The 26,366-nt window shown below is 47.8% G+C and carries 29 protein-coding genes and 2 pseudogenes; 15 read left to right on the top strand and 16 right to left on the bottom strand.

Annotated elements, in window-relative coordinates:
* On the top strand, positions 1–60 hold a 60-nt coding region (locus RTW80_RS31475; RefSeq protein WP_071528444.1), incomplete at its 5' end, for an IS1 family transposase.
* A 10-nt stretch (positions 61–70) separates the two neighbouring features.
* Here RTW80_RS31475 and RTW80_RS18245 read toward each other — a convergent pair.
* The 6 genes from RTW80_RS18245 to msrB form a co-directional block, all read right to left on the bottom strand.
* Positions 71–901 carry a ketose-bisphosphate aldolase gene (locus tag RTW80_RS18245; RefSeq protein WP_032248010.1) on the bottom strand — a complete coding sequence of 277 codons (831 nt, stop codon included), beginning with the start codon at positions 899–901 and terminating at the stop codon, positions 71–73.
* 20 nt (positions 902–921) lie between these two features.
* On the bottom strand, positions 922–1,965 hold the full coding sequence (locus RTW80_RS18240; RefSeq protein ID WP_000798113.1) for an NAD(P)-dependent alcohol dehydrogenase: 1,044 nt from the start codon (positions 1,963–1,965) through the stop codon (positions 922–924).
* Between the two features lie 16 nt (positions 1,966–1,981).
* On the bottom strand, positions 1,982–3,361 hold the full coding sequence (locus tag RTW80_RS18235) for an MFS transporter (protein WP_000435307.1): 1,380 nt from the start codon (positions 3,359–3,361) through the stop codon (positions 1,982–1,984).
* Between the two features lie 26 nt (positions 3,362–3,387).
* Positions 3,388–4,464 (bottom strand): zinc-binding dehydrogenase, encoded by a 1,077-nt coding sequence (locus RTW80_RS18230; protein ID WP_000645203.1) that lies wholly within the window; start codon positions 4,462–4,464, stop codon positions 3,388–3,390.
* Positions 4,465–4,833: 369 nt separating this feature from the next.
* Entirely contained in the window at positions 4,834–5,106 is a 273-nt protein-coding gene (locus RTW80_RS18225; protein WP_001046790.1) for a YeaC family protein, read from the bottom strand.
* 41 nt (positions 5,107–5,147) lie between these two features.
* Positions 5,148–5,561 carry a peptide-methionine (R)-S-oxide reductase MsrB gene (gene msrB, locus RTW80_RS18220; RefSeq protein WP_001284613.1) on the bottom strand — a complete coding sequence of 138 codons (414 nt, stop codon included), beginning with the start codon at positions 5,559–5,561 and terminating at the stop codon, positions 5,148–5,150.
* Between the two features lie 341 nt (positions 5,562–5,902).
* Between msrB and gapA the strand changes: the two genes are divergently transcribed.
* Entirely contained in the window at positions 5,903–6,898 is a 996-nt protein-coding gene (gapA, locus tag RTW80_RS18215) for a glyceraldehyde-3-phosphate dehydrogenase (RefSeq protein WP_000153502.1), read from the top strand.
* Between the two features lie 83 nt (positions 6,899–6,981).
* Complete coding sequence (locus tag RTW80_RS18210) at positions 6,982–7,866, top strand: D-hexose-6-phosphate mutarotase (RefSeq protein ID WP_001335909.1); 885 nt, start codon at positions 6,982–6,984, stop codon at positions 7,864–7,866.
* A gap of 47 nt (positions 7,867–7,913) precedes the next feature.
* On the opposite strand, the gene yeaE is transcribed toward RTW80_RS18210, so the two are convergent.
* Positions 7,914–8,768 carry a methylglyoxal reductase YeaE gene (yeaE, locus tag RTW80_RS18205; RefSeq protein ID WP_001186371.1) on the bottom strand — a complete coding sequence of 285 codons (855 nt, stop codon included), beginning with the start codon at positions 8,766–8,768 and terminating at the stop codon, positions 7,914–7,916.
* A gap of 89 nt (positions 8,769–8,857) precedes the next feature.
* Entirely contained in the window at positions 8,858–9,604 is a 747-nt protein-coding gene (mipA, locus tag RTW80_RS18200) for a scaffolding protein MipA (protein WP_000163771.1), read from the bottom strand.
* A gap of 435 nt (positions 9,605–10,039) precedes the next feature.
* Between mipA and yeaG the strand changes: the two genes are divergently transcribed.
* The 5 genes and pseudogenes from yeaG (at position 10,040) to yeaK (ending at position 17,209) form a co-directional block, all read left to right on the top strand.
* Complete coding sequence (gene yeaG, locus RTW80_RS18195; protein WP_001019882.1) at positions 10,040–11,974, top strand: protein kinase YeaG; 1,935 nt, start codon at positions 10,040–10,042, stop codon at positions 11,972–11,974.
* 112 nt (positions 11,975–12,086) lie between these two features.
* Positions 12,087–13,370, top strand: a complete 1,284-nt coding sequence (locus RTW80_RS18190) for a YeaH/YhbH family protein (protein ID WP_000219686.1) — start codon at positions 12,087–12,089, stop codon at positions 13,368–13,370.
* 146 nt (positions 13,371–13,516) lie between these two features.
* Positions 13,517–14,992 carry a GGDEF domain-containing protein gene (locus tag RTW80_RS18185; protein WP_312719761.1) on the top strand — a complete coding sequence of 492 codons (1,476 nt, stop codon included), beginning with the start codon at positions 13,517–13,519 and terminating at the stop codon, positions 14,990–14,992.
* 180 nt (positions 14,993–15,172) lie between these two features.
* Positions 15,173–16,663 (top strand): annotated as a pseudogene (gene dgcJ, locus RTW80_RS18180) (diguanylate cyclase DgcJ).
* A gap of 42 nt (positions 16,664–16,705) precedes the next feature.
* Positions 16,706–17,209, top strand: coding sequence for a mischarged aminoacyl-tRNA deacylase (gene yeaK / locus RTW80_RS18175; protein WP_000138051.1), 504 nt, complete (start codon positions 16,706–16,708; stop codon positions 17,207–17,209).
* On the opposite strand, the gene yoaI is transcribed toward yeaK, so the two are convergent.
* Entirely contained in the window at positions 17,210–17,314 is a 105-nt protein-coding gene (gene yoaI, locus RTW80_RS18170) for a small membrane protein YoaI (protein WP_000999630.1), read from the bottom strand.
* Positions 17,315–17,483: 169 nt separating this feature from the next.
* Between yoaI and RTW80_RS18165 the strand changes: the two genes are divergently transcribed.
* The gene (locus RTW80_RS18165) at positions 17,484–17,930 is read left to right on the top strand and encodes a DUF441 domain-containing protein (protein WP_000460707.1); all 447 of its coding nucleotides are present in this window, start codon (positions 17,484–17,486) and stop codon (positions 17,928–17,930) included.
* Here the strand turns inward: RTW80_RS18165 and nimR are convergent.
* A complete protein-coding gene (nimR, locus tag RTW80_RS18160; RefSeq protein ID WP_000972265.1) occupies positions 17,887–18,708 on the bottom strand; it encodes a DNA-binding transcriptional regulator NimR in 822 nt (273 codons plus the stop codon). The genes RTW80_RS18165 and nimR overlap by 44 nt on opposite strands.
* A gap of 96 nt (positions 18,709–18,804) precedes the next feature.
* Between nimR and nimT the strand changes: the two are divergent.
* Together nimT and RTW80_RS18150 are read left to right on the top strand one after the other, a co-directional pair.
* Positions 18,805–19,986: pseudogene (gene nimT / locus RTW80_RS18155) on the top strand (2-nitroimidazole transporter).
* A gap of 54 nt (positions 19,987–20,040) precedes the next feature.
* On the top strand, positions 20,041–20,388 hold the full coding sequence (locus tag RTW80_RS18150) for a DUF488 domain-containing protein (RefSeq protein WP_001338156.1): 348 nt from the start codon (positions 20,041–20,043) through the stop codon (positions 20,386–20,388).
* 21 nt (positions 20,389–20,409) lie between these two features.
* Here RTW80_RS18150 and yoaF read toward each other — a convergent pair whose 3' ends face one another.
* The gene (gene yoaF / locus RTW80_RS18145) at positions 20,410–20,664 is read right to left on the bottom strand and encodes a DUF333 domain-containing lipoprotein YoaF (protein WP_000691930.1); all 255 of its coding nucleotides are present in this window, start codon (positions 20,662–20,664) and stop codon (positions 20,410–20,412) included.
* A 182-nt stretch (positions 20,665–20,846) separates the two neighbouring features.
* Between yoaF and dgcP the strand changes: the two genes are divergently transcribed.
* From dgcP to yoaJ, 3 genes are read left to right on the top strand one after another with little or no spacing between them, the layout of a single operon-like run.
* Positions 20,847–21,872: a diguanylate cyclase DgcP gene (gene dgcP, locus RTW80_RS18140; RefSeq protein ID WP_001306169.1), complete on the top strand. Its 1,026-nt coding sequence runs from the start codon at positions 20,847–20,849 to the stop codon at positions 21,870–21,872.
* Between the two features lie 32 nt (positions 21,873–21,904).
* Positions 21,905–22,003, top strand: coding sequence for a YoaK family small membrane protein (locus tag RTW80_RS18135; protein WP_001219350.1), 99 nt, complete (start codon positions 21,905–21,907; stop codon positions 22,001–22,003).
* A 2-nt stretch (positions 22,004–22,005) separates the two neighbouring features.
* Positions 22,006–22,080, top strand: a complete 75-nt coding sequence (yoaJ, locus tag RTW80_RS18130) for a protein YoaJ (RefSeq protein ID WP_001386836.1) — start codon at positions 22,006–22,008, stop codon at positions 22,078–22,080.
* Positions 22,081–22,138: 58 nt separating this feature from the next.
* Here yoaJ and RTW80_RS18125 read toward each other — a convergent pair whose 3' ends face one another.
* From RTW80_RS18125 to dmlR, 5 genes are all read right to left on the bottom strand, one after another.
* Positions 22,139–22,387, bottom strand: a complete 249-nt coding sequence (locus tag RTW80_RS18125; RefSeq protein ID WP_000512153.1) for a GlsB/YeaQ/YmgE family stress response membrane protein — start codon at positions 22,385–22,387, stop codon at positions 22,139–22,141.
* A 147-nt stretch (positions 22,388–22,534) separates the two neighbouring features.
* Positions 22,535–22,717, bottom strand: a complete 183-nt coding sequence (locus RTW80_RS18120) for a DUF1869 domain-containing protein (RefSeq protein ID WP_000513737.1) — start codon at positions 22,715–22,717, stop codon at positions 22,535–22,537.
* A gap of 3 nt (positions 22,718–22,720) precedes the next feature.
* Entirely contained in the window at positions 22,721–23,080 is a 360-nt protein-coding gene (yeaR, locus tag RTW80_RS18115) for a DUF1971 domain-containing protein YeaR (RefSeq protein WP_000939317.1), read from the bottom strand.
* A 172-nt stretch (positions 23,081–23,252) separates the two neighbouring features.
* Positions 23,253–23,891 carry a leucine efflux protein LeuE gene (leuE, locus tag RTW80_RS18110; protein ID WP_000457206.1) on the bottom strand — a complete coding sequence of 213 codons (639 nt, stop codon included), beginning with the start codon at positions 23,889–23,891 and terminating at the stop codon, positions 23,253–23,255.
* Between the two features lie 126 nt (positions 23,892–24,017).
* Entirely contained in the window at positions 24,018–24,941 is a 924-nt protein-coding gene (gene dmlR, locus RTW80_RS18105) for a DNA-binding transcriptional regulator DmlR (RefSeq protein WP_312719754.1), read from the bottom strand.
* Between the two features lie 102 nt (positions 24,942–25,043).
* Here dmlR and dmlA point away from each other — a divergent pair, with 102 nt between their 5' ends.
* On the top strand, positions 25,044–26,129 hold the full coding sequence (gene dmlA, locus RTW80_RS18100; RefSeq protein ID WP_000978494.1) for a multifunctional D-malate/3-isopropylmalate/tartarate dehydrogenase: 1,086 nt from the start codon (positions 25,044–25,046) through the stop codon (positions 26,127–26,129).
* Positions 26,130–26,366 lie beyond the last annotated feature (237 nt).

Below are 26,366 nucleotides of genomic sequence, written 5' to 3'. Positions count from 1 at the left end.
TCGGTGGAGCTGCATGACAAAGTCATCGGGCATTATCTGAACATAAAACACTATCAATAAGTTGGAGTCATTACCTGCCATCAGAACCGAACAGTTTAATTTTTTCCAATGCCCGTTCTTTTACAGCTTTACGTACTTCACGTTCTAAATGCAGGAAAGGCTGATCCTGGTTTTCTTTCACTGCGACCATTGCGGCCTGACAGAGCTCCGTATGAATGTTGATTTTCGCGATACCCAACGAAATTGCAGTTTTAATGTCGGCATCACTGATCCCCGATGCACCGTGCAAAACCAGCGGAACAGAAACGGCATCGCGTACGCGTTTGACGACCTCAAAGTTCAATTGTGGCTCTGACGTATAAACCCCATGCTGGTTGCCGATGGCGACAGCCAATGAGTCACAGCCCGTACGTTCAACAAATTCAGCCGCCTGGTCAGGATCGGTATAGTGATAGCCCGCCAGCGCTTCCTCATAAACGGTTTCATTACCGACATGCCCTAATTCCGCCTCTACCGGAATACCCAGCGGATGGAAGAAATCGACAGCCTCTTTGGTTAAACGAATATTTTCTTCGAAATCAAATGCAGAAGCATCACGCATTAATGAATTCATACCATGAGTCCAGGCGTTATGAATAATCTCCATACTCCGACCATGATCCCAATGAGTTATTACCGGCACCGTTGCTTTTTGTGCCATTGATACCATCATGTGAGAGAAATCTTCAAATGAGGTGTTACCGACAAAACCTGTACCAAAAGAAATAATAACCGGTGATTTCGCTTCTTCGGCTGCGTCGATAACGCCCATCAACATTTCTGCATTCCATACGTTAAAATGGGCAATTGCATAATGTTTATTTGTGGCATCGTTTTCCCAATATCTGATATCTGCGAGCATATTCTGTTCTCCCGTATTAATTAATCGCTAATTTTAATAACGCCTTTAATAATGTCGCGTTTGTTGTTAACTGACTCTTCAAATGCCTGTTGTACATCCCGATAATCGTAAATATGCGTCACCATCGATTTCACATCGAATCGCCCTGAAGAAATAGCTTCAATCGTGACCGGATAACGATTGGCATAGCGGAATACCGTCTGGATAGTGACTTCGCGATTGATTTTGAGGAAATTGATTGCCGAATCGCCCGGTACAGTACCAACAATCATAATTTTACCGCCGCGCATTACCAGATAAGGTGCCTGTTTAACGGTGACCGCAGAACCCGCTGTTTCGAAAACAATATCTGCGCCCATGTCTTCGGTAAATTGCTGACAGCGTGCAATAGTGTCTTCTTTTGCGCCGTTAATAACCACTGTCGCACCAAGTTGTTCCGCCATTATCAGACGTTTTTCCAGCACATCAACGACGGCAATTTCCGTTGCTCCCAGGCATTTGCACGCTTGCAACGTCATCAAACCAATACAACCTGCTCCCAGAATAATTATCTTCTTACCCGGTTTAACATCTGCCAGCATCGCGGCATGCATCCCGACTGCGGCAGGCTCCACCAGCGCCCCTTCCATCGTGTCCATATTGTCTGGCAGTTTGTAAGTAAAGCTCTCCGGATGACACAGATAGTGCGTTAATGCGCCGCGGTAGTTGGGTTGTGTCGCCATAAAATCAACGTCCGGGCAGATGTTATATTTGCCTTCCAGACAGTAACGACAGTGACCGCAAGGAACGCCAGGTTCGATATTTACCCGATCCCCCGGTTTAAATTTGCGCACGCGGCTTCCCACAGCCACAACCGTCCCGGCGCATTCATGACCCAGGCCAATTTCTTGATTTGGGTCTTTAGGCGGAATAAACGGGCCTGATTCAAAACCATGTACATCTGAACCACAAATACCGACATATTCTACTTTAATCAAAACTTCATCTTCTTTAGGCACTGGTATTTCTGCTGAAATAATTTTCATTGTGCCCGGCACCTGCAATATTGCTTTTGAATTTTTCATTTTGAATCCACCCGTATCATTTATTGGCTACTGCATCAATACTTAAACTTTCAACGGAGACACCTTTGGTTTCAATTCCAATGGTGGCGATAGCAATTGCGACAACAATTGAAACAGCCCCCAGAAGAATAAAGACTCCCGTTACGCCATAACTACTGAGCAGCACTGCAACGGCATAAGGTGCGGCAATACCACTGATTCGCCCTACCGCATTCGCCAGACCGGAGCCACGGAGTTTGGCCTCTGTCGGCCAGATTTCAGGGACATACACTGCCGAGGCATAGCAAACGTACATATAGACGAAAGTAATCAGGAAGAAACCAATCAACGTTATGAGCAACATACTGGTTTGCAGTGAATAGATATATCCGAGCACCGCAATCAGGATTAATAGCCCCACACCCATTGTTTTACGCGGAATTTTATCCATCACCAGCATGGCAATAAAAATACCAAATGGCGCGCCAAACATACTCATGGTATTTAAAACAATCGAGTCTTTTAAATTAATCCCCTGGGTCATGAATATTGTTGGCAACCAGTTAATTAGTGTGTACTGCACAACGTTCATGGCAATCAGCACACAAGAGCCTAATATCACGCGTTTCAGTAATACTCCTGTCAGTAAGGCTGAATACGGCACCGCTTGTGGCGCTTTACCGTCATCAGCAATAACCACAGGCGGCAAAGGTTTACCCGTCTGGCGTATGACGCCTTCTTCTATACTCCGCATGACTTTCTCGGCTTCCTGATACCGTCCGCGCGATTCCAGCCAGCGCGGGGATTCAGGAAAGTAGCGCCAGGCCAGCGCCGTAGCGATAAGCGACAATATTGCAGGGATAAGCAGTTGTACCCGCCAGTTCCACTCAGCACTAATCAGCGGCGTGAGTCCCATCACAATCAATGAACAGAGCGGATATGACCAGTTGCCAATAAAGGAAACCCGACTGGACCACGTTCCGCGATTTCTACCGGGCATATATTCGGTGAAACCAGCAAACAGCGTAACCAGTAAAGCTCCCAGCCCAACGCCCATCACAAAACGGCAGGCAATAAGAAAATCCATATTCGGTGAGAAAGCACCGACAACCATCGAGGCAATATGAATGGCCTCATAGAGGATGAACGCATTTCTACGACCGGTTTTGTCGCCAATGATGCCGCCCACCAGCGCACCGAGAAACATTCCGGCGGTCGTGATTGCTGAGAATGTGGCTGTGGTGGAATTATCTGTCCAGCCCAACGCTTTCAGCTGCGCGAGGATCAAGCCACCAACGGCATTACTCCAGCAGACAAGCAAGCCAAACGCGACGATGGCAAACATTGACGAATGCCAGCGGCAATCAGGTAAGCGATCCAGCCGTGCACCACAATGCGGTTTTGTTATCTGTTCCATGCGATAACGTTCCTTCAGGAGAGTGGTTATTCATCAAAGTCGTAAGTCATGATCACTTTGATTGCGGTTTTATCGACCATCGCATCAAACCCTTCGCGCCATTGCGACAGGCCGATACGATGCGTGATCATCGGTTTGACTTTGATAGCGCCGCTGGCTAATAGCCTGATAGCGTTACGCCATGAGGTGGAGTCATAGGCCATATGCCCAATGATGCTTTTATTCCAGGCGGTAATGTCATTAATCGAGAAATCAAGAGGTTTGAAGCCCATTCCAACGCGTACCACTTCCCCATTCGGGCGGAGCATTTCGATGGCTTGTTTCAGTGCGATATTGGCACCGGAGCATTCAATCACCAGTCCCAGATTATCTTTGCCACAAATTTGCTGGCAGCGCGCCACCACATCTTCGGTAGAACCATTTACTACTGCCGTCGCCCCCAGTTCTTTTGCAACCGGGAAGCGGACCGCCACATCTTCTTGCAGACCAACGACGACGATATTTACCGCCCCCATAATCCGCGCCATTTGTACGGAAAACAGCCCGAGTGGGCCAGTGCCGATGACGACAACATCCTGACCAGGAAGGAATTTCGATTGCTGCGCGATGGATTTATAGGCATTACAGATAGGGTCAAGTACGGCTGCGTCCTCATAATCAACACCATCAGGGATTTCCCACAACGCATGACGATGAATTTTGAGAATTTCACCAGGAACCAGACAATATTTGGAAAAACCACCGCCCCAGGTATTGTTATCCAGACCAAGGTTTACCTTTTCTGTACAACACAGAAAATCACCCTGTTCACAGGCCGGACAAACGCCGCAAACGTGACCGCTGTTATCCGACACGACGCGTTGCCCCACTTTCCAGTCTTTGACTTTTTCACCAACCTGCGCAATACAACCTGCGAACTCATGGCCGCGGATAGAGTTAAACTCATCAGAACCGCTATCGACATTGTAGTGCTTCATGTCTGCGCCGCAGATTGCCGCGGCTTTAATTTCAATCACTACGTCTTCCGGGCCACAAATGGGTTGTGGGACATCAATCATCTTGTAGCCGCCAAAGGCCTTGCCAAACCGAGCCAGTGCTTTCATTGCGTCATCCTCTGTGTTTTGTTTTGCTTAGATGGCCATCATACTTACCCACATGATTTTTGAGGTCAACATTAAATCTGTAAAACACAGATAATGATCTGCGTTTTACAACTTAGATCACAATTACGCAGAAAATGGCTCGGTCTGTTACAGGTTGATGGAAGGCGGGACGCAAAAAGAGCAAATTCGAGAGGGATTACCGGCCAAATAGGTCTGAGACTTAAGTTCAGGAGAAGTCATTCAGGCGTGAACGCGACGGCAAGAGATCGGACTGGGACTTAGCCAGGTCGGGGCGAGATAATTGAGACGAGTCGTGGGGTCATTGTTGGCTATCCCCTTCATAGCCGCGGCAAAAAGGGGATAAACCACTTACTTAAACATAGCAATAGGCTTTGCTGAGATACCAAAATCTTCTTTTAACTGCTGTTTGCTCTTCATGACCATCTGACCATTTGTGTCAATTGTCATATGCTGTGCTTCGGTATTATGGCGGGCTTGCCACAGCATCACCAGTTGCAGGCAATTCTCTTTTTGTTCCTCGGTCAACGCAACGCCATCAGGCCATTTCCCCAGTTCAACGGCGGTCGACAAACGCTGGTATACCTCAGGCGTCATGCTGTTGATAATGTCATCAAGATTCATAATTTTTCCGCTCCTGTGGAATAAGTTGCTGAATCGTTTTTTCAACCGTTGATTTCTTCGCCGTTTTCGCCATCAGTGAAGCGTAAAGAAGCAGAGTTAACACAATAACGTTCGCCTGTTGGTTGCGGCCCGTCGGGAAAGACATGCCCCAGATGAGCATCACAGTTACCGCAACGAATTTCTATGCGCTGCATTCCATGTGACAAGTCTTTGATATAACGAATGGATTCTTCACTCACCGGTTCGTAGAAACTGGGCCAGCCACAGCCGGAATCATACTTGGTTTCGGAATGAAACAGCGGGGCATCGCAGATCAAACAGTGATATACGCCGTCACGCTTGTTATGCAGTAAACGACCCGTAAATGGCGGTTCTGTCCCATGATTCTGCGTCACGTAAAACTGCATCTCGGACAAATTTTTTTTCAGTTCTTCTGCCGAAGGTTTATTAGCCATTTGCTCACATCTCACTTTAATCGTGCTCACATTACGTGACTGATTCTAACAAAACATTAACACCAACTGGCAAAATTTTGTCCTAAACTTGATCTCGACGAAATGGCTGCACCTAAATCGTGATGAAAATCACATTTTTATCGTAATTGCCCTTTAAAATTCGGGGCGCCGACCCCATGTGGTCTCAAGCCCAAAGGAAGAGTGAGGCGAGTCAGTCGCGTAATGCTTAGGCACAGGATTGATTTGTCGCAATGATTGACACGATTCCGCTTGACGCTGCGTAAGGTTTTTGTAATTTTACAGGCAACCTTTTATTCACTAACAAATAGCTGGTGGAATATATGACTATCAAAGTAGGTATCAACGGTTTTGGCCGTATCGGTCGCATTGTTTTCCGTGCTGCTCAGAAACGTTCTGACATCGAGATCGTTGCAATCAACGACCTGTTAGACGCTGATTACATGGCATACATGCTGAAATATGACTCCACTCACGGCCGTTTCGACGGTACCGTTGAAGTGAAAGACGGTCATCTGATCGTTAACGGTAAAAAAATCCGTGTTACCGCTGAACGTGATCCGGCTAACCTGAAATGGGACGAAGTTGGTGTTGACGTTGTCGCTGAAGCAACTGGTCTGTTCCTGACTGACGAAACTGCTCGTAAACACATCACCGCTGGTGCGAAGAAAGTGGTTATGACTGGTCCGTCTAAAGACAACACTCCGATGTTCGTTAAAGGCGCTAACTTCGACAAATATGCTGGCCAGGACATCGTTTCCAACGCTTCCTGCACCACCAACTGCCTGGCTCCGCTGGCTAAAGTTATCAACGATAACTTCGGCATCATCGAAGGTCTGATGACCACCGTTCACGCTACTACCGCTACTCAGAAAACCGTTGATGGCCCGTCTCACAAAGACTGGCGCGGCGGCCGCGGCGCTTCCCAGAACATCATCCCGTCCTCTACCGGTGCTGCTAAAGCTGTAGGTAAAGTACTGCCAGAACTGAATGGCAAACTGACTGGTATGGCGTTCCGCGTTCCGACCCCGAACGTATCCGTAGTTGACCTGACCGTTCGTCTGGAAAAAGCTGCAACTTACGAGCAGATCAAAGCTGCCGTTAAAGCTGCTGCTGAAGGCGAAATGAAAGGCGTTCTGGGCTACACCGAAGATGACGTAGTATCTACCGATTTCAACGGCGAAGTTTGCACTTCCGTGTTCGATGCTAAAGCTGGTATCGCTCTGAACGACAACTTCGTGAAACTGGTATCCTGGTACGACAACGAAACCGGTTACTCCAACAAAGTTCTGGATCTGATCGCTCACATCTCCAAATAAGTTGAGATGACACTGTGATCTAAAAAGAGCGACTTCGGTCGCTCTTTTTTTTACCTGATAAAATGAAGTTAAAGGACTGCGTCATGATTAAGAAAATTTTTGCCCTTCCGGTCATCGAACAAATCTCCCCTGTCCTCTCCCGTCGTAAACTGGATGAACTGGACCTCATTGTGGTCGATCATCCCCAGGTAAAAGCCTCTTTTGCATTACAGGGCGCACACCTTCTCTCGTGGAAACCTGCGGGTGAAGAAGAAGTTCTGTGGTTGAGCAACAACACACCGTTCAAAAATGGCGTCGCTATTCGCGGTGGCGTACCGGTTTGCTGGCCGTGGTTTGGTCCGGCGGCACAACAAGGTCTGCCTGCGCACGGTTTTGCCCGCAACCTGCCGTGGACGCTGAAATCACATCATGAAGATGCTGATGGCGTAGCGCTGACTTTTGAATTGACGCAAAGCGAAGAGACGAAAAAATTCTGGCCGCACGACTTTACGCTGTTAGCGCATTTCCGCGTGGGTAAAACTTGTGAAATCGATCTTGAATCACATGGCGAATTTGAAACCACCTCTGCCCTGCATACCTACTTTAACGTGGGTGATATCGCTAAGGTAAGCGTCAGTGGGCTGGGCGATCGCTTCATTGATAAAGTGAATGACGCGAAAGAAAATGTACTGACCGATGGTATTCAGACCTTCCCTGACCGTACCGATCGCGTGTATCTGAATCCACAAGATTGCAGCGTGATTAATGATGAAGCGCTGAATCGTATTATCGCCGTAGGCCACCAGCATCATCTGAACGTTGTCGGCTGGAACCCGGGACCGGCGCTTTCAATTAGCATGGGCGATATGCCGGATGATGGCTACAAAACATTTGTTTGTGTAGAAACGGCTTACGCTTCAGAAACGCAAAAAGTGACCAAAGAGAAACCTGCACATCTGGCGCAATCCATTCGCGTTGCGAAACGTTAATTTACGTTAATGTTGTGTGCCGGGTGCGATGCATCCGGCACACAACATCACACCATATCCAGCGCAGTTTTTCCTTTTGGTGCCGGATATGCCTTATCCAGCATAGCTAATTCCGCTGAAGAAAGTTCGACCTCAAGCACAGCCGCATTTTGTTGGACATGGGCAATCGTGGCCGCTTTTGGAATCGCCATCACACCCTGATGACTGATCACCCACGCCAACAATACTTGTGCCGCGCTGATATTGTGAGCATGTGCAATTTCGTTGACTACCGCGTTTTTTAACAGTCCATTGCGCAACCGCCCGGCCTGGGCTAACGGACTGTAAGCCATCACCGGCATCTGCTGTTGCTGGCACCAGGGGAGTAGATCGTACTCAATTCCTCGTGAACCGAGATGGTAAAGCACCTGATTAGTGGCACACTGATTTCCCCCCGGCAGCTGCCAGAGTTCCTGCATATCAGCATAATCAAGGTTAGAAACGCCCCAGCGGCGGATTTTTCCCTGGGCGATCAATTTTTCCATCGCTGCGACAGTCTCTTCAAAAGCGAAACTGCCAGACCAGTGTAATAAGTAAAGATCGAGATAATCAGTATTGAGACGGCGTAAACTGGCTTCGCATGCATTTATCGCTTTTTGCCCGCCAGCATTCCACGGATAGACTTTAGAGACGAGAAAGACCTTCTCTCGCAGACCGGTTAATGCTTCCCCAACCACCTTTTCGGCACCGCCATCGGCATACATTTCGGCGGTATCAATGAGGGTTAAACCGAGTTCAATGCCCGCGCGTAGTGCAGCAACTTCTGTTTTGCGCTGACTGGCATCTTCGCCCATATACCATGTTCCCTGCCCTACGGCTGGCAGTGAGACATCGCCACTAAATTGAATCATTTTTTGTTGCATTGTTTCCTCCCAGGTATTGCACCACCGTAATGCAAAACAGGGCGTGACGCCCTGTTTTTATGCACAAAATGCCCTGGAAAGATGCATTATCAGAATTTGTAGGTGATCCCGGTAGAAATCAGGCCAGTCCAGGATTTATCCACCATCGGGCTGTCAGTAACTTCATCAGACAGACGGGTGTAGCGTGCGGTACCGTAAACACTCCAGTCGCCGAGGAAGTTGTAGCTGGCGCTCAGCTCCAGGTAAGGGCTCCAGCTGTCGTTCGGGTTATAGCCACGCAGACCGCTGCGAGCGGACTCTTTGCGCGATACGCCATAATAGTATTCGTTCTGGTTTTCGCTGTTCCACTGCACACCAATACCCGGAGTCACGGTCAGGCCACCGTTGGTGTAACGATACAACCAGGCCATATCCCAGACGATGCCGTTGCTGTTATCCAGGGTATCGCCAGCAAGGGTGGTACGCAGGTAACCGTACTGGGTAAAGTGAGCATAAGACAGACCAGCCATCATGGTGCTCTTACGGTCATCCAGGTGACGCATTTGGTGATCGCCACTGTCTTTCGCTTTGAAGTAAAGCGGCGACCAGTAAGCGGTAATTGAAAGTTTATCCGTTGCGTCATTCCACAGGTAGTAACCACCACCTAAGCCACGGAACCAGAAGTTATCGCCTTCATAGTTGATTACCGGTACTGGGTAAACATCGGTATCGTAATCTTTATATGGGTGTTCAACGACACCTACGCCTGCGCCCAGGGAAAATTTACCTTCAGCGTGCGCTACGCCTGCAGACGTTGCGATAAGCACTCCAAGTGCCAGAAGTTTGAGTTTGGTCACAATTAATCATTCCTTAAACAAATGTTTAGCGGGCGACAAAGTTTACCCGTCAATACATCGAAACCCAACCTTTTTACGTTTTCATTTTTTAAAGTAACTGTTTAATTTTCCTGACGCGGATGACACCGCGCTTACAGCCAAATGAATTTAGCGTTACTGGCGAGCCTGGTCTTTACATTAATTATGCAAAATTTATGGATGAGCTGTTGATATGCCATTGAAATTAAGAAAGCCGTGCAGGCAAGTTTTCCATTTGCCATCTACGCTTAATTTTGAAGGTGTATCACCGGGCACGTTGTTCTCATCGTCGATAAAATGGCATGAGAGTTGCTGTGTTTTAGCAAGAGACGTCGTTCAGTTTACCTCTTCCGGGAGCCTCTACTATTCATATGAACGGCTCTTAACCTGTGCTAAAAAACGAAAGGACGGCATACCATGAATATATTCGATCACTATCGCCAGCGATATGAAGCTGCCAAGGACGAAGAGTTCACACTGCAGGAGTTTCTTACCACTTGTCGGCAAGATCGCAGTGCTTATGCCAACGCGGCTGAGCGGCTATTGATGGCTATCGGTGAGCCTGTCATGGTCGATACAGCCCAGGAACCCAGACTTTCTCGACTCTTTTCTAACCGGGTCATTGCACGTTATCCGGCGTTTGAAGAGTTTTACGGCATGGAAGACGCGATTGAACAGATTGTCTCTTATCTGAAACACGCGGCTCAGGGGCTGGAAGAGAAGAAACAAATCCTGTATCTGCTGGGGCCTGTGGGTGGGGGTAAATCATCGCTTGCTGAGCGACTGAAATCATTAATGCAGCTCGTACCGATTTATGTATTGAGCGCGAACGGTGAGCGTAGCCCGGTCAACGATCATCCGTTCTGTCTTTTCAATCCGCAGGAAGATGCGCAGATTCTGGAAAAAGAGTATGGCATTCCTCGCCGTTATCTCGGCACCATCATGTCGCCGTGGGCGGCAAAACGCCTGCATGAATTTGGTGGCGATATCACTAAGTTCCGGGTAGTGAAGGTCTGGCCGTCAATTCTGCAACAAATTGCTATCGCCAAAACGGAACCCGGCGATGAGAACAACCAGGACATCTCCGCGCTGGTTGGGAAAGTCGATATTCGTAAACTCGAACACTACGCGCAGAATGACCCGGACGCCTACGGCTATTCCGGTGCGCTGTGCCGCGCCAATCAGGGGATCATGGAATTCGTTGAGATGTTTAAAGCACCGATTAAAGTGCTGCATCCCTTGTTAACCGCCACTCAGGAAGGTAACTACAACGGGACGGAAGGTATCTCCGCCCTGCCGTTCAACGGGATTATTCTCGCACACTCGAACGAGTCCGAATGGGTCACTTTCCGTAATAACAAAAACAACGAAGCCTTCCTCGATCGTGTTTACATCGTGAAGGTGCCGTATTGCTTGCGCATTTCCGAAGAGATCAAAATCTACGAGAAATTGCTTAATCACAGTGAATTGACTCACGCCCCATGCGCCCCTGGCACGCTCGAAACACTGTCACGTTTTTCCATTCTTTCGCGCCTGAAAGAGCCAGAAAACTCCAGCATTTATTCAAAGATGCGGGTTTATGATGGCGAAAGTCTGAAAGACACCGATCCCAAAGCCAAGTCGTATCAGGAATATCGTGACTACGCCGGTGTCGATGAAGGGATGAACGGTCTGTCGACGCGTTTTGCGTTTAAGATCCTCTCCCGCGTGTTCAACTTCGATCATGTAGAAGTGGCAGCAAACCCGGTCCATCTGTTCTACGTCCTGGAACAGCAGATTGAGCGCGAGCAGTTCCCACAAGAGCAGGCAGAACGCTATCTGGAGTTCCTGAAAGGTTATCTGATCCCGAAATATGCCGAGTTTATCGGCAAAGAGATCCAGACGGCCTACCTTGAATCCTATTCCGAATATGGGCAAAACATTTTCGACCGTTATGTTACCTACGCGGATTTCTGGATTCAGGATCAGGAGTATCGCGATCCGGATACCGGGCAGCTGTTTGACCGCGAGTCTCTTAACGCCGAGCTGGAGAAAATCGAGAAACCGGCGGGGATCAGTAATCCAAAAGATTTCCGCAACGAGATTGTTAACTTCGTACTGCGCGCCAGAGCGAATAACAGCGGACGCAATCCGAACTGGACCAGCTATGAAAAACTGCGCACGGTCATCGAGAAGAAAATGTTCTCCAATACCGAGGAGCTGTTGCCGGTTATCTCGTTTAACGCCAAAACGTCAACCGACGAGCAGAAGAAACACGACGACTTTGTCGACCGTATGATGGAAAAAGGCTACACCCGTAAACAGGTGCGTTTACTGTGCGAATGGTATTTGCGCGTACGTAAATCGTCTTAACAACCCTGGCCCGGTACACATGTTACCGGGCCTACAACGACAGCGAACCGTGGGCCTGAGAAGCGGCAACACAGGCGTAGCATACAGTTGGCAAATGTAGTACGGGGGGCATATGACCTGGTTTATTGACCGGCGTCTGAACGGCAAAAACAAAAGCATGGTGAATCGCCAGCGTTTTTTACGCCGTTATAAAGCGCAAATTAAACAGTCGATCTCCGAGGCCATTAATAAGCGTTCGGTGACTGACGTCGACAGCGGCGAATCCGTATCCATTCCCACGGAAGATATTAGCGAACCGATGTTTCATCAGGGGCGTGGCGGTCTGCGCCACCGCGTGCATCCGGGCAATGACCATTTCGTCCAGAACGACCGAATTGAACGTCCCCAGGGTGGCGGCGGAGGTTCCGGCAGTGGTCAGGGCCAGGCCAGCCAGGATGGTGAAGGTCAGGATGAATTTGTCTTTCAGATTTCGAAAGATGAGTATCTTGATCTGCTCTTTGAAGATTTGGCCTTACCGAATCTGAAACAAAACCAACAACGCCAGCTGACCGAATATAAAACGCATCGGGCGGGTTATACCGCTAACGGCGTTCCGGCCAATATCAGCGTTGTGCGTTCATTGCAGAACTCACTGGCGCGACGCACAGCCATGACGGCAGGCAAGCGGCGGGAACTTCATGCACTGGAAGAGAATTTGGCCATCATCAGCAACAGTGAACCTGCGCAACTGCTGGAAGAGGAACGTCTGCGCAAAGAAATTGCAGAATTACGTGCCAAAATTGAACGCGTCCCTTTTATTGACACCTTCGATTTACGTTACAAGAACTACGAGAAGCGGCCCGATCCCTCCAGCCAGGCAGTGATGTTTTGCCTGATGGACGTTTCCGGTTCAATGGATCAATCCACTAAAGATATGGCTAAGCGTTTTTATATTCTGCTGTATCTGTTCCTCAGCAGAACGTATAAGAACGTGGAAGTCGTATACATCCGCCATCATACCCAGGCGAAAGAAGTCGATGAACATGAGTTTTTCTACTCGCAGGAAACAGGCGGCACCATTGTTTCCAGCGCCCTGAAACTGATGGATGAGGTAGTGAAAGAGCGTTATAACCCGGCACAGTGGAATATTTACGCTGCACAAGCATCGGACGGCGATAACTGGGCCGATGACTCTCCGCTTTGCCATGAAATCCTGGCGAAAAAATTATTACCTGTTGTTCGTTATTACAGCTATATCGAAATTACCCGTCGTGCACATCAGACATTGTGGCGAGAATATGAGCATCTGCAATCTACTTTCGACAACTTTGCGATGCAGCACATCCGCGACCAGGATGATATTTATCCGGTGTTCCGTGAACTGTTTCATAAACAAAATGCAACAGCTAAAGACTAAAACTATCAGCCAGGTCATTATCGCCTGGCTGATTTTTAGCTTGCTGTAAATTATCTCATTTATTACATACATTAGCTTACAATCGCTTTAAATATGACAGCATAACCTTTACATAATTTAGTTCCAGAAAACAATCATTCGGAAAAATGATTCAGTCAACACGTATTTCCATGGGGTTATTCTTTAAATATTTTTTATCGTTAACGAAAATTGATCTTGGTCAAAACTATATATCTCTGCCATCAATAAAATCCAGCGCTCACATTGCTCTCCTTTTTATGGTTTCTATGGGTACACAAAAATTAAAAGCTCAAAGCTTTTTTATTTTCAGTTTATTGCTGACGTTAATTTTATTTTGCATTACTACCTTATATAACGAAAACACAAATGTAAAACTCATCCCACAGATGAATTACCTGATGGTTGTTGTGGCTTTGTTTTTCCTTAACGCCGTCATTTTTCTTTTCATGTTAATGAAATATTTCACTAACAAACAAATTTTACCAACACTCATTTTAAGCCTTGCATTTTTAAGTGGCCTTATCTATTTAGTTGAAACCATTGTAATTATCCATAAACCAATTAACGGCAGTACACTGATCCAGACAAAGTCGAATGATGTTTCTATTTTCTATATTTTCCGCCAACTCAGTTTTATTTGTTTAACCTCGCTGGCACTCTTTTGTTATGGAAAAGACAACATCCTTGACAACAATAAGAAAAAAACGGGAATCCTGTTGCTGGCGCTGATTCCTTTTTTAGTTTTTCCCCTTCTGGCACACAATCTGAGCAGTTATAACGCTGACTATTCTTTGTATGTCGTCGACTACTGTCCTGACAACCATACTGCGACCTGGGGAATCAACTATACAAAAATATTGGTTTGTCTGTGGGCATTTTTACTGTTCTTTATTATCATGCGTACACGATTAGCCAGCGAACTATGGCCATTAATAGCATTATTATGTCTGGCATCGCTATGCTGCAACTTACTTCTACTGACTCTGGATGAGTATAATTACACCATCTGGTACATCAGTCGCGGGATTGAAGTCTCCAGTAAACTGTTTGTTGTGTCTTTTCTGATTTATAACATTTTTCAGGAACTGCAACTCTCCAGCAAACTGGCAGTTCATGATGTGCTGACCAATATTTATAATCGGCGCTACTTTTTCAACAGCGTAGAGTCATTATTGTCGCGACCTGTTGTTAAGGACTTCTGTGTCATGCTGGTTGATATTAATCAGTTCAAACGCATCAATGCCCAATGGGGACATCGTGTGGGTGATAAAGTGCTGGTTTCAATTGTCGATATTATCCAGCAAAGCATCCGCCCCGATGATATTTTAGCGCGACTGGAGGGTGAGGTGTTTGGCTTGCTATTTACCGAACTCAATAGTGCCCAGGCAAAAATCATTGCGGAACGTATGCGTAAAAATGTCGAACTCCTGACCGGCTTTAGTAACAGATATGATGTTCCTGAACAAATGACCATCAGTATTGGCACGGTTTTTTCAACGGGTGACACGCGTAATATCTCGCTTGTCATGACGGAAGCAGATAAAGCCTTACGCGAAGCGAAAAGCGAGGGGGGCAACAAAGTGATTATTCATCATATTTAAGTGCAAAAATATTCAGAGCCATGCTTTTTGCGTGGCTTTTGCATACAATTTATTACTATTACCCCTAAATTTCCCCTCCCCAGCGGCGCAGAGATGAGTATAATTAGCGCCCCTGTGCCAGGCCGCAATCGAACTTTATCTGGTTTTCTCGTTTCACTAACCGAAGGAGTGCCATTTATCATGAAATTGCACCATAGAATGCTCCGGCATTTTATCGCCGCAAGTGTCATTGTGCTGACATCTTCCTTCCTTATTTTTGAACTTGTCGCCAGCGACAGAGCAATGAGTGCCTATCTGCGCTATATCGTGCAGAAAGCAGACTCCTCCTTTCTTTATGATAAGTATCAGAATCAGAGTATTGCCGCGCATGTGATGCGCGCTCTCGCTGCTGAGCAGTCGGAAGTGTCGCCAGAACAGCGGCGCGCCATCTGCGAGGCTTTTGAGTCTGCCAATAATACCCATGGCTTAAACCTGACTGCCCATAAATACCCGGGCTTACGCGGCACACTACAAACCGCATCCACTGACTGCGACACAATTGTGGAAGCTGCAGCACTATTACCCGCTTTTGATCAGGCAGTGGAAGGCAACCGCCACCAGGATGATTACGGTTCAGGTCTTGGGATGGCCGAAGAGAAATTTCACTATTATCTCGATCTCAATGACCGCTATGTCTATTTTTATGAGCCGGTTAATGTTGAATACTTTGCGATGAATAACTGGTCCTTCCTGCAGTCAGGAAGTATTGGCATCGATCGCTAAGATATTGAAAAGGTATTTACCGGGCGTACCGTATTGTCGAGCATTTACCAGGATCAGCGTACTAAACAGAACGTGATGAGTTTGCTGACGCCGGTATATGTCGCAGGGCAGCTAAAAGGGATTGTGCTGCTGGATATTAACAAAAACAATTTGCGGAATATCTTTTACACTCATGACCGCCCTCTCCTCTGGCGTTTTCTCAATGTCACGCTAACCGATACCGATTCGGGGCGCGACATTATCATCAACCAGAGCGAAGATAATCTGTTCCAGTATGTCAGTTACGTCCATGACTTACCGGGCGGCATTCGTGTCTCGTTATCCATTGATATTCTTTACTTTATCACGTCTTCGTGGAAAAGAGTTCTGTTCTGGATTTTGACGGCGTTAATTTTGCTGAATATGGTGCGGATGCACTTCCGTTTATACCAAAATGTGTCGCGAGAAAATATTAGTGATGCGATGACTGGACTGTATAATCGCAAAATTTTAACCCCTGAACTGGAGCAGCGGTTGCAGAAACTGGTGCAAGCCGGTTCTTCGGTGATGTTTATTGCAATTGACATGGACAAGTTAAAGCAAATAAATGACACCCTCGGTCATCAGGAGGGGGATTTAGCGATTACGTTATTAGCTCAGGCGATTAAACAATCGATTCGTAAAAGTGATTATGCCATCCGACTCGGTGGCGATGAATTCTGCATCATTCTTGTCGATTCGACGCCGCAAATTGCAGCACAACTGCCTGAACGTATCGAAAAACGTCTGCAACATATCGCGCCGCAGAAAGAGATTGGCTTCTCTTCCGGTATTTACGCGATGAAAGAAAACGATACGTTACATGATGCGTATAAAGCTTCCGATGAGCGTTTATATGTCAATAAGCAGAACAAAAACAGCCGTTCATGATAACCTTCTGTGGTTGTTTGCTTGTAATCTCAGGAGCGTGAAATGACTGAAATGGCTAAAGGAAGCGTGACGCATCAGCGGTTAATCGCTTTATTATCACAAGAAGGTGCTAACTTCCGCGTCGTTACCCATGAAGCGGTAGGTAAATGTGAAGCGGTGTCAGAAATTCGTGGCACCGCTTTAGGCCAGGGAGCTAAGGCACTGGTATGTAAAGTCAAAGGCAATGGCGTAAATCAACATGTTCTGGCGATCCTCGCAGCCGATCAACAGGCCGATCTGAGCCAACTCGCCAGCCATATAGGCGGATTACGCGCTTCGTTGGCCAGCCCGGCGGAAGTCGATGAACTCACAGGCTGTGTCTTCGGCGCGATCCCCCCTTTCAGCTTCCATCCAAAACTCAAACTGGTTGCCGACCCTCTACTCTTCGAACGATTTGATGAAATCGCCTTCAATGCAGGTATGCTGGATAAATCCGTTATTTTGAAAACCGCGGATTATTTGCGCATTGCGCAACCAGAACTGGTCAATTTCCGCCGCACTGCGTAACTAGCCTGTCCGTTCAATAAGCAGAACGGACAAAACCAGCACAACAGCAATGGCAAAAAACGATGACGTGATAATCAGTGTCTCGACGAACATTTGATCGTTCATAGCATGCCCCCGGGAGATAGCTGTTTTCACGTTATTGTTAGCGTGCACAAATGGCAGTTTGATGACAGTTCGCCTGATTTTTTATGCAAAAAACGTAAAGATTTTCTACTTCCTTCCTGCAGCAAGCGTAAAGTAAGCAGGCTTATTATTTTTTGGCAAGGAAACCACGATGTTTGATGTCACTTTGCTGATCCTGCTCGGGTTAGCTGCGCTGGGCTTTATCAGTCATAACACCACTGTCGCCGTTTCAATTCTGGTGTTGATCATTGTCCGCGTCACACCGTTAAGCACCTTTTTCCCGTGGATTGAAAAACAGGGGCTAAGTATCGGGATAATCATTCTGACGATTGGCGTTATGGCCCCCATCGCCAGCGGGACGCTACCGCCCTCAACCTTGATTCACTCGTTTCTGAACTGGAAATCGCTGGTGGCAATTGCAGTAGGCGTTATTGTCTCCTGGCTGGGTGGGCGCGGCGTGACGTTAATGGGCAGCCAGCCGCAACTGGTCGCCGGACTGCTGGTAGGCACTGTTTTAGGCGTGGCGCTGTTTCGCGGCGTACCGGTTGGCCCGCTTATTGCCGCGGGTCTGGTTTCGCTGATTGTGGGGAAACAGTAGTTAATCCCGCAATATATCGGCCTGGCGTTTGCCCCAGGCCTTTCTTAAACATAGTAATAAAGGCCGTTGTTGAATCATACCCCAGCGTATGAGCAACTTTCTGTACAGTATCGCCTTTCACTAATCCCTGAAGCGCCATAATCAGCTGTAACTGCTGACGCCACTGGCGAAAACTCAACCCCGTCTCTTTTACTATCAGTCGGGCAAGATTGCGTTCACTCATCGCAAAAAAGCCAGCCCATTGCCCCAATGACCCCCACTCGACGGGCCCTTTCGCCATCATCTCCACCATCGTGCGGATTTTAGGATGAGAAGAAACGGGCAGGTGCAGCTGTTGTTGTGGCTGCTGAGGGAGTTCATCAAACAGGACCTGAATTAATCTGCGGGTCATCGGCTCAGCACGCTGAGTCGTCGTCCTGTTTGCCAGGGTTAAAATCAATTCCCGGCATAAGGGCGATATTTTCAATGTGCAACATGTTGTCGGCATTGTCACTGCGCTGGGTTCGATAAACAGAAAACAGAGTTCAGCGTTAGCTGTCACTTGATTGCTATGCTTCACCCCGCCCGGTATCCAAACCGCATATTGTGGCGGCACCATCCACAAAGCATTTTCCACCGTACAGGTAATTGCACCATGTAGCGCCAGTATCAGCTGTCCTTTGCGGTGCTGATGTACAGGACTGGTTAACTCATCCGTTCCGGCGTGAATACAAAATGCGACCGCGGCTTCATGGTGTCGGTCGGGTTCATAGCCATTGAGATTCAACCTGTGCATCATTTTGTCCGAATTTAGCGATAATTTGTCATTTTAGCTTGATTCAACATAACAATAAAAACGGTAAGGTACAGCCTCGTTTGTAACAATGAGAAGCATATGACCTGTTCAACTTCATTAAGCGGCAAAAACAGGATTGTCCTTATCGCTGGCATTCTGATGATTGCCACAACATTACGCGTCACCTTCACCGGCGCAGCACCGTTACTCGATACGATTCGTTCCGCTTACTCGCTGACGACAGCGCAAACCGGCTTATTGACCACCCTGCCATTATTGGCCTTTGCGCTAATCTCACCTTTGGCCGCCCCGGTAGCGCGACGTTTTGGTATGGAACGTAGCCTGTTTGCCGCGTTACTTTTGATCTGTGCTGGTATCGCAATTCGCTCTCTCCCTTCGCCTTACTTATTATTTGGCGGTACAGCGGTCATTGGCGGTGGGATTGCATTAGGCAATGTCTTACTGCCAGGATTAATTAAACGCGATTTCCCTCATTCCGTCGCCAGACTTACCGGCGCATATTCCCTGACAATGGGAGCTGCGGCGGCACTTGGATCGGCTATGGTCGTGCCGCTGGCTTTGAACGGTTTTGGCTGGCAAGGCGCGTTGCTCATGCTGATGTGTTTTCCTCTGCTGGCTCTTTTTTTATGGCTGCCACAGTGGCGAAGCCAACAACATGCAAATTTGAGTACCTCGCGCGCCTTACATACTCGGGGTATCTGGCGTTCGCCGCTTGCCTAGCAGGTCACATTGTTTCTTGGGATCAACTCACTGGTCTATTACGTGATTATTGGCTGGCTTCCGGCGATCCTCATCAGTCACGGCTATAGCGAAGCACAGGCGGGTTCACTGCATGGTTTGCTGCAACTAGCCACAGCAGCTCCCGGTTTGCTGATCCCTCTTTTCTTACATCATGTGAAAGATCAGCGTGGTATTGCAGCGTTCGTTGCCTTGATGTGCGCAGTGGGCGCTGTTGGGCTCTGCTTTATGCCAGCGCACGCGATCACCTGGACTCTGCTTTTCGGTTTTGGTTCCGGCGCAACAATGATACTGGGGTTGACGTTCATTGGTCTTCGGGCAAGTTCTGCGCATCAGGCGGCGGCACTCTCGGGGATGGCACAATCCGTCGGGTATTTGTTGGCAGCCTGTGGGCCGCCGCTGATGGGTAAAATACACGATGCTAACGGTAACTGGTCTGTACCACTTATGGGTGTTGCCATACTTTCACTACTGATGGCGATTTTCGGACTTTGCGCCGGGAGAGACAAAGAAATTCGCTAATATCCGGTGCTATAGTGACGTAACAAATCATGCGTGAAAGGGAGAACAAACACGATGAATATTCAGTGCAAACGCGTTTATGATCCGGCTGAACAGAGCGATGGTTATCGCATACTGGTTGACCGCCTCTGGCCGCGCGGTATCAAAAAAACCGATTTAGCCCTTGATGAGTGGGATAAAGAAATCACGCCGTCAACGGAACTGCGCAAAGCCTTTCACGGCGAAGTCGTCGATTTTGCAACCTTTCGCGAGCAATATCTTGCAGAACTGGCGCAACACGAGCAAGAAGGAAAGCGGCTGGCGGACATCGCCAAAAAACAGCCGCTGACCCTGCTCTACTCAGCAAAAAACACCACGCAGAACCATGCGCTGGTGCTGGCCGACTGGCTACGTAGCTTGTGATTTTAGTACAGCATCCGGCGGTTATTTTTCACCAGCCGGATGGTCACGCCGCCACAATGCCCATTCATCAATCGTTTCACCGCCCGGTAATTTGCAATTGTTGCTGACCCCTTGCGCTGTCTGCACTGGAATGAGCGTCCCGCCCTTCTGCTGGCAATAGACCGACGCCGGATTTGCCATACCAATCTGCGGCGGTTTAGGTGCTTCTGGCTGAGAAGGGGTTGAACAACCAGCCAGGACCAGCAAGCAAGGCAGAACAAAACTGATAATTTTCATTTATTGATCTCACATATTTATCCAAGATTAGAGTATCGCGGTATCGTTTTGTTTTGCAGCACTATTTTTATTACATTCACTCAAAACATATTACGTCTTGTTTCATCTTTGTTGATGATGTTTTATCATGCCTGCAAAGATTAAATAATCAGCATTTACCCGCCGTATCCTGGAGTTGTTCCGTGTCAGATCAGATTATCGCCCGCGTCTCGCAATCCCTTGCCAAAGAACAGTCACTGGAAAGTCTGGTCCGACAGCTTCTGGAGATGCTGGAAATGGTCACTGATATGGAATCAACCTACCTGACCAAAGTGGATGTCGAAGCGCGCCTGCAGCATATTATGTTTGCCCGTAACAGCCAGAAAATGCACATCCCGGAGAATTTTACCGTCTCGTGGGATTACTCGTTATGCAAACGCGCCATTGATGAAAACTGCTTTTTCAGCGATGAAGTCCCCGACCGTTGGGGTGACTGTATTGCGGCACGCAATCTTGGCATCACCACATTTCTGAGCACGCCAATTCACTTACCGGATGGATCATTCTATGGCACGCTTTGCGCCGCCAGCAGTGAGAAGCGCCAGTGGAGTGAACGCGCGGAACAGGTTTTACAGTTATTCGCCGGACTGATTGCACAATATATTCAAAAAGAGGCACTGGTTGAACAGCTGCGCGAAGCCAATGCTGCGCTGATTGCGCAATCGTATACCGACTCGTTAACCGGGCTACCGAATCGGCGGGCGATTTTTGAAAATCTGACGACACTGTTTTCCCTCGCCCGGCATCTTAACCATAAGATAATGATCGCGTTTATCGATCTGGATAACTTCAAATTAATCAATGATCGTTTTGGTCATAATAGTGGCGATCTGTTTCTCATTCAGGTTGGCGAGCGCCTTAATACGCTCCAGCAAAATGGCGAAGTTATTGGTCGTCTCGGCGGTGATGAGTTTTTAGTTGTTTCACTAAACAACGAGAATGCGGATATTTCGTCGCTGCGAGAACGCATTCAGCAGCAAATACGTGGAGAATATCACTTAGGTGATGTTGATTTGTATTATCCCGGTGCCAGTCTTGGCATAGTAGAAGTCGATCCTGAAACAACCGATGCAGACAGTGCCCTGCATGCTGCCGATATTGCGATGTATCAGGAGAAAAAACACAAACAGAAAACACCTTTTGTCGCGCATCCAGCGCTACATTCCTGAGGCGTATTCACATCCTTTTGATTGGTGATAACATGCGAATCGGTATTATTTTTCCGGTTGTAATCTTCATTACAGCGGTCGTATTTTTAGCATGGTTTTTTATTGGCGGCTATGCTGCCCCGGGAGCATAAAGATGAAAAAAACAACGATTATTATGATGGGTGTGGCGATTATTGTCGTACTCGGCACTGAGCTGGGATGGTGGTAACGTCACCTCTAAAAAATAGCAAAGGCTGCCTGTGTGCAGCCTTTGTGCAATTTAAGCGTTAACTTTTAATCTTCCTGTAGATAAATAGCACGACAATCGCACCAATAACGGCAACCACGAAGCTGCCAAAATTGAAGCCATCGACTTTACCAAAGCCAAACAGCGTGCTGATCCATCCGCCGACTACGGCACCGACTATCCCCAGCAGGATAGTCATAAAGAATCCACCTCCATCTTTACCTGGCATGATCCACTTCGCCAGAATACCGGCAATAAGCCCAAAAATAATCCATGACAGAATGCCCATTGTTTCCTCACTTATCTGTTTTGCATTAGCGGGTTAGTCGCTGATAAAAAGCATAGCACAACATCGGGAGGGCAAGATTTGTGACGAGCATCACGGAGGTTTTTTTTGCGATGGCGCAGAAATTGCGCCATCAACGATCAGTGATAATTACCAACCACAAACATCATGTTCGTTTTCCGTGTCATAAGAACGTACGGTATTCACCAGATCTTTTATCACTTCAGCCGCCACTTCTGGCACCAGCAAAGTCATCGGCGTCTCTGTTTCATAATCGACAGAAACGCCATTGCTGTTATTGGTGACGGTCACGGTATACGTTGCTTTGCCCATGATTCATTTCCCGTTATGAATGACTTTCCGTTGTTGCGCACCTTCCATCAGGACTTCAGGAGCCACGAAGAAGTCAATGTTGAAATAAGTATCGTCAGTCATGGCTTCAATGTTGTGCCACTTTTCTGGAGGGAACACCGCAAACTGCCCCGCTTCGATAAGGATCACCTGATCAGGCTCTGCACTGTGTTCATCAGCGTAGCCGAGATATTTGACCGCCCCATGCATAACGGAAAGGCGTGGGTAAACCCCCGGGCGCGTTCCTTTATCAAGATGACGTTCGAATATTCCGGCAGGTGCAGTTTGTTTATTCCAGAAAGGCGTTGAGCGCGTATGAATATAATTCTGTGGGATTTGAAGCATCCTTTTCCCTCCTTCGGTGAATGCGCTGAAAACGGTTTATTCCAGCCGTTTCAGGGTACGCCTGATAATTTGCATTTTAAATACCATTTATTGGTTACTTTTTAGCACCATATCAGCGAAGAATCAGGGAGGATTATAGATGGGAAGCCCGCGACAACGCGGGCTGAAAGCATCAGGATTGCAGCGTCGCCAGTCGGGCAGCGAAACCCACGAACATCAAACCAATCAGTGAGTTGCCAACTTTAGCCAGTTTCTTTTTGGTACGTATGTACTGCGTGACAAAAGCACCAGATATAATCAGGAAGCTCAAATAGCAGAAACTCACCAGTTCCAGCGTCGCCGCCAGAATAAAGAATGAAATTCCCGTATGTGGGGCATTAACATCGATAAACTGTACGAAAAACGACACATAGAACAAAATGGCTTTCGGATTAGTCAGGCTCAAAATTAACGCGCGTTTAAAAATAGCACCGTATTGGGGCTCATCGGATTTGGCCTCGCTATTTTTACCCTTCAGGGTCGCGTAAAGAATTTTACTCCCCAGATAGAGCAAATAAAACGCACCAAGATAACGTACAATGTTGAATAATATCGGGGTGGTCTTAATTAATGTCGCCACTCCAGCCCATGCCAGAAACATCAATACCGCATCGCCAATAAATACACCGCAGGCCGCAAGATAACCGCCTTTCATACCGCTACTGACGCTATTTTTGAGTACAAACAGGGTATTTGGCCCTGGCACCAACACAATAAAAATGGCCCCAACCAGATAGGTCCAGTAATTCAGAACCCCGTATTCAGCGAACACATTAACCTCTTTAATTATCTTTCGATCATGCGCGATTAAAGGTGAATATGCTAACCAATCTGTAGCGGCTTAGAAAGGAGAAAATCAGGTTTTAACCTGATATCAACCCGATAATTGAATCATTAATCAGGCATGCTCCAGTGAAAAATTCGGGTAGAGCTCGGCAAAATACTGGCGTAAAAATTCTACCGTTATCCGCACTTTCGCTGACGTCGCCAGCCTTGAAACATAAACGGCCCAGACGTTCGCTGGCTGGTAATATTCCGGTAGCACTTGCACTAAATGACCACTGGCAATGTTTTCGCTAACATCCCACCAGGAACGCAGAGCAATCCCCTGCCCATCGAGACACCACTGATGGACAATTTCTCCATGATTAGACGACAGTGGGCCGGTGACTTTAATCGCATGGGGGCCTTCTTTATTGCGTAATTGCCAGACACCAAAAGGATGATCGCGCTCTTTAATGACCAGGCACGGCAATGCAGAAAGATCGGTTAAATGTTTCGGCGCGCCATGTTGCGCAATAAATTCCGGCGACGCGCAGAGAATACGGTAATTGGTCGCCAGTTTGCGGGCGATTAAATTAGGGGCGATGTCATCGCCAATGCGAATATCGAGATCGACACCTTCATTGACCAAATCGACCAGTCGGTCTTCCACATCAAAACGTAATTCCAGTTGCGGATACGCCTTCGCCAGCGCTGATAACGCCGGAGCCACCACCTGTCGTCCAAAACCAAAGCTGCTGATAATACGCAGCATCCCCTGCGGCACCTGACGCACGTCAGAAAGTTCGTCCATCATCTGACCGACATCCTGCAAAATCCGCTGCGCCCATTCATAAATCCGCTCTCCTTCTTCGGTAATGGTGACGCGGCGGGTGGTGCGGTGTAACAACACCACGTTTAGCGTTTGCTCCAGCAAGGCGATGCGCTTGCTGACGAACGCCGGTGAAACGCCCAGTTCTTCCGCCACGGCGGCAAAACCAGCCCGGCGAGCCACCAGCATAAAGACGCGCAAATCATTCAGCAGCGGTAAATTATTCATGATTCGTGTTTTATGTTTCACAAGTTACGGGGATTAATTCCTTTTCAGTCAATTATAGGATGGTGATGTTGTCAATTTTGATGGTCAGGAAGTGAGAACCCAATGATGAAAACGATGCGTATTGCTGCGATCCCGGGAGACGGGATTGGCAAAGAAGTCCTTCCTGAAGGGATTCGCGTGTTACAGGCTGCCGCTGAGCGCTGGGGCTTCGCCTTGAGTTTTGAGCAAATGGAGTGGGCGAGCTGCGAGTATTACAGCCATCACGGTAAAATGATGCCGGACGACTGGCATGAGCAACTTAGCCGTTTCGACGCCATCTATTTTGGTGCCGTCGGCTGGCCGGATACCGTTCCGGACCATATTTCGTTGTGGGGTTCGCTGCTGAAATTTCGTCGTGAATTCGACCAGTACGTCAACCTGCGCCCGGTTCGTCTCTTTCCTGGCGTTCCCTGCCCGCTGGCGGGAAAACAGCCTGGCGACATCGATTTTTACGTGGTCAGGGAAAACACCGAAGGCGAATATTCCTCGCTCGGCGGTAGAGTGAATGAAGGTACAGAGCATGAAGTCGTCATTCAGGAATCGGTATTTACGCGTCGTGGTGTCGATCGCATTTTGCGTTATGCCTTCGAACTTGCGCAAAGCCGCCCACGTAAGACGCTAACTTCTGCCACTAAATCGAACGGTTTAGCCATCAGCATGCCGTACTGGGATGAGCGAGTGGAAGCAATGGCCGAGAATTACCCGGAGATCCGCTGGGACAAGCAGCATATTGATATTCTCTGCGCGCGTTTTGTGATGCAGCCGGAACGCTTCGATGTGGTGGTGGCGTCCAATTTGTTTGGCGATATCCTTTCCGATCTTGGCCCGGCCTGCACCGGCACCATTGGCATTGCCCCATCCGCCAACCTGAATCCGGAACGCACTTTCCCGTCGCTCTTCGAGCCTGTCCACGGTTCCGCGCCGGATATCTACGGGAAAAATATTGCTAACCCTATCGCCACGATTTGGGCCGGGGCAATGATGCTCGATTTTCTCGGCAATGGCGATGAGCGTTTCCAGCAAGCGCATAACGGTATTCTGGCAGCAATTGAAGAAGTGATTGCTCACGGGCCGAAAACACCTGATATGAAAGGCAATGCCACCACGCCACAGGTTGCCGACGCGATTTGCAAAATTATTTTGCGTTAAGGTCAAACCAGTTTATTTGAACCGCGTCACTGACGCGGTTTTTTTATTCGTTCTTTGCAGTAAATAACCTGCGTCATTTCACCTTTTATTGTTTCCGTTTCGTGTTTTATGGCTTTCCGTATTCTTAATTGTTTAATTTATGTAACATACAAATAATCAATTTGTTGGTGATGCTGCCAACTTACTGATTTAGTGTATGATGGTGTTTTTGAGGTGCTCCAGTGGCTTCTGTTTCTA

The organism is Escherichia sp. AM3 (genome assembly GCF_032029835.1).
GTDB lineage: Bacteria > Pseudomonadota > Gammaproteobacteria > Enterobacterales > Enterobacteriaceae > Escherichia > Escherichia coli.
Note: the sequence above shows the minus strand (reverse complement) of the source record. Positions and strands in the feature narration are given on the sequence as shown.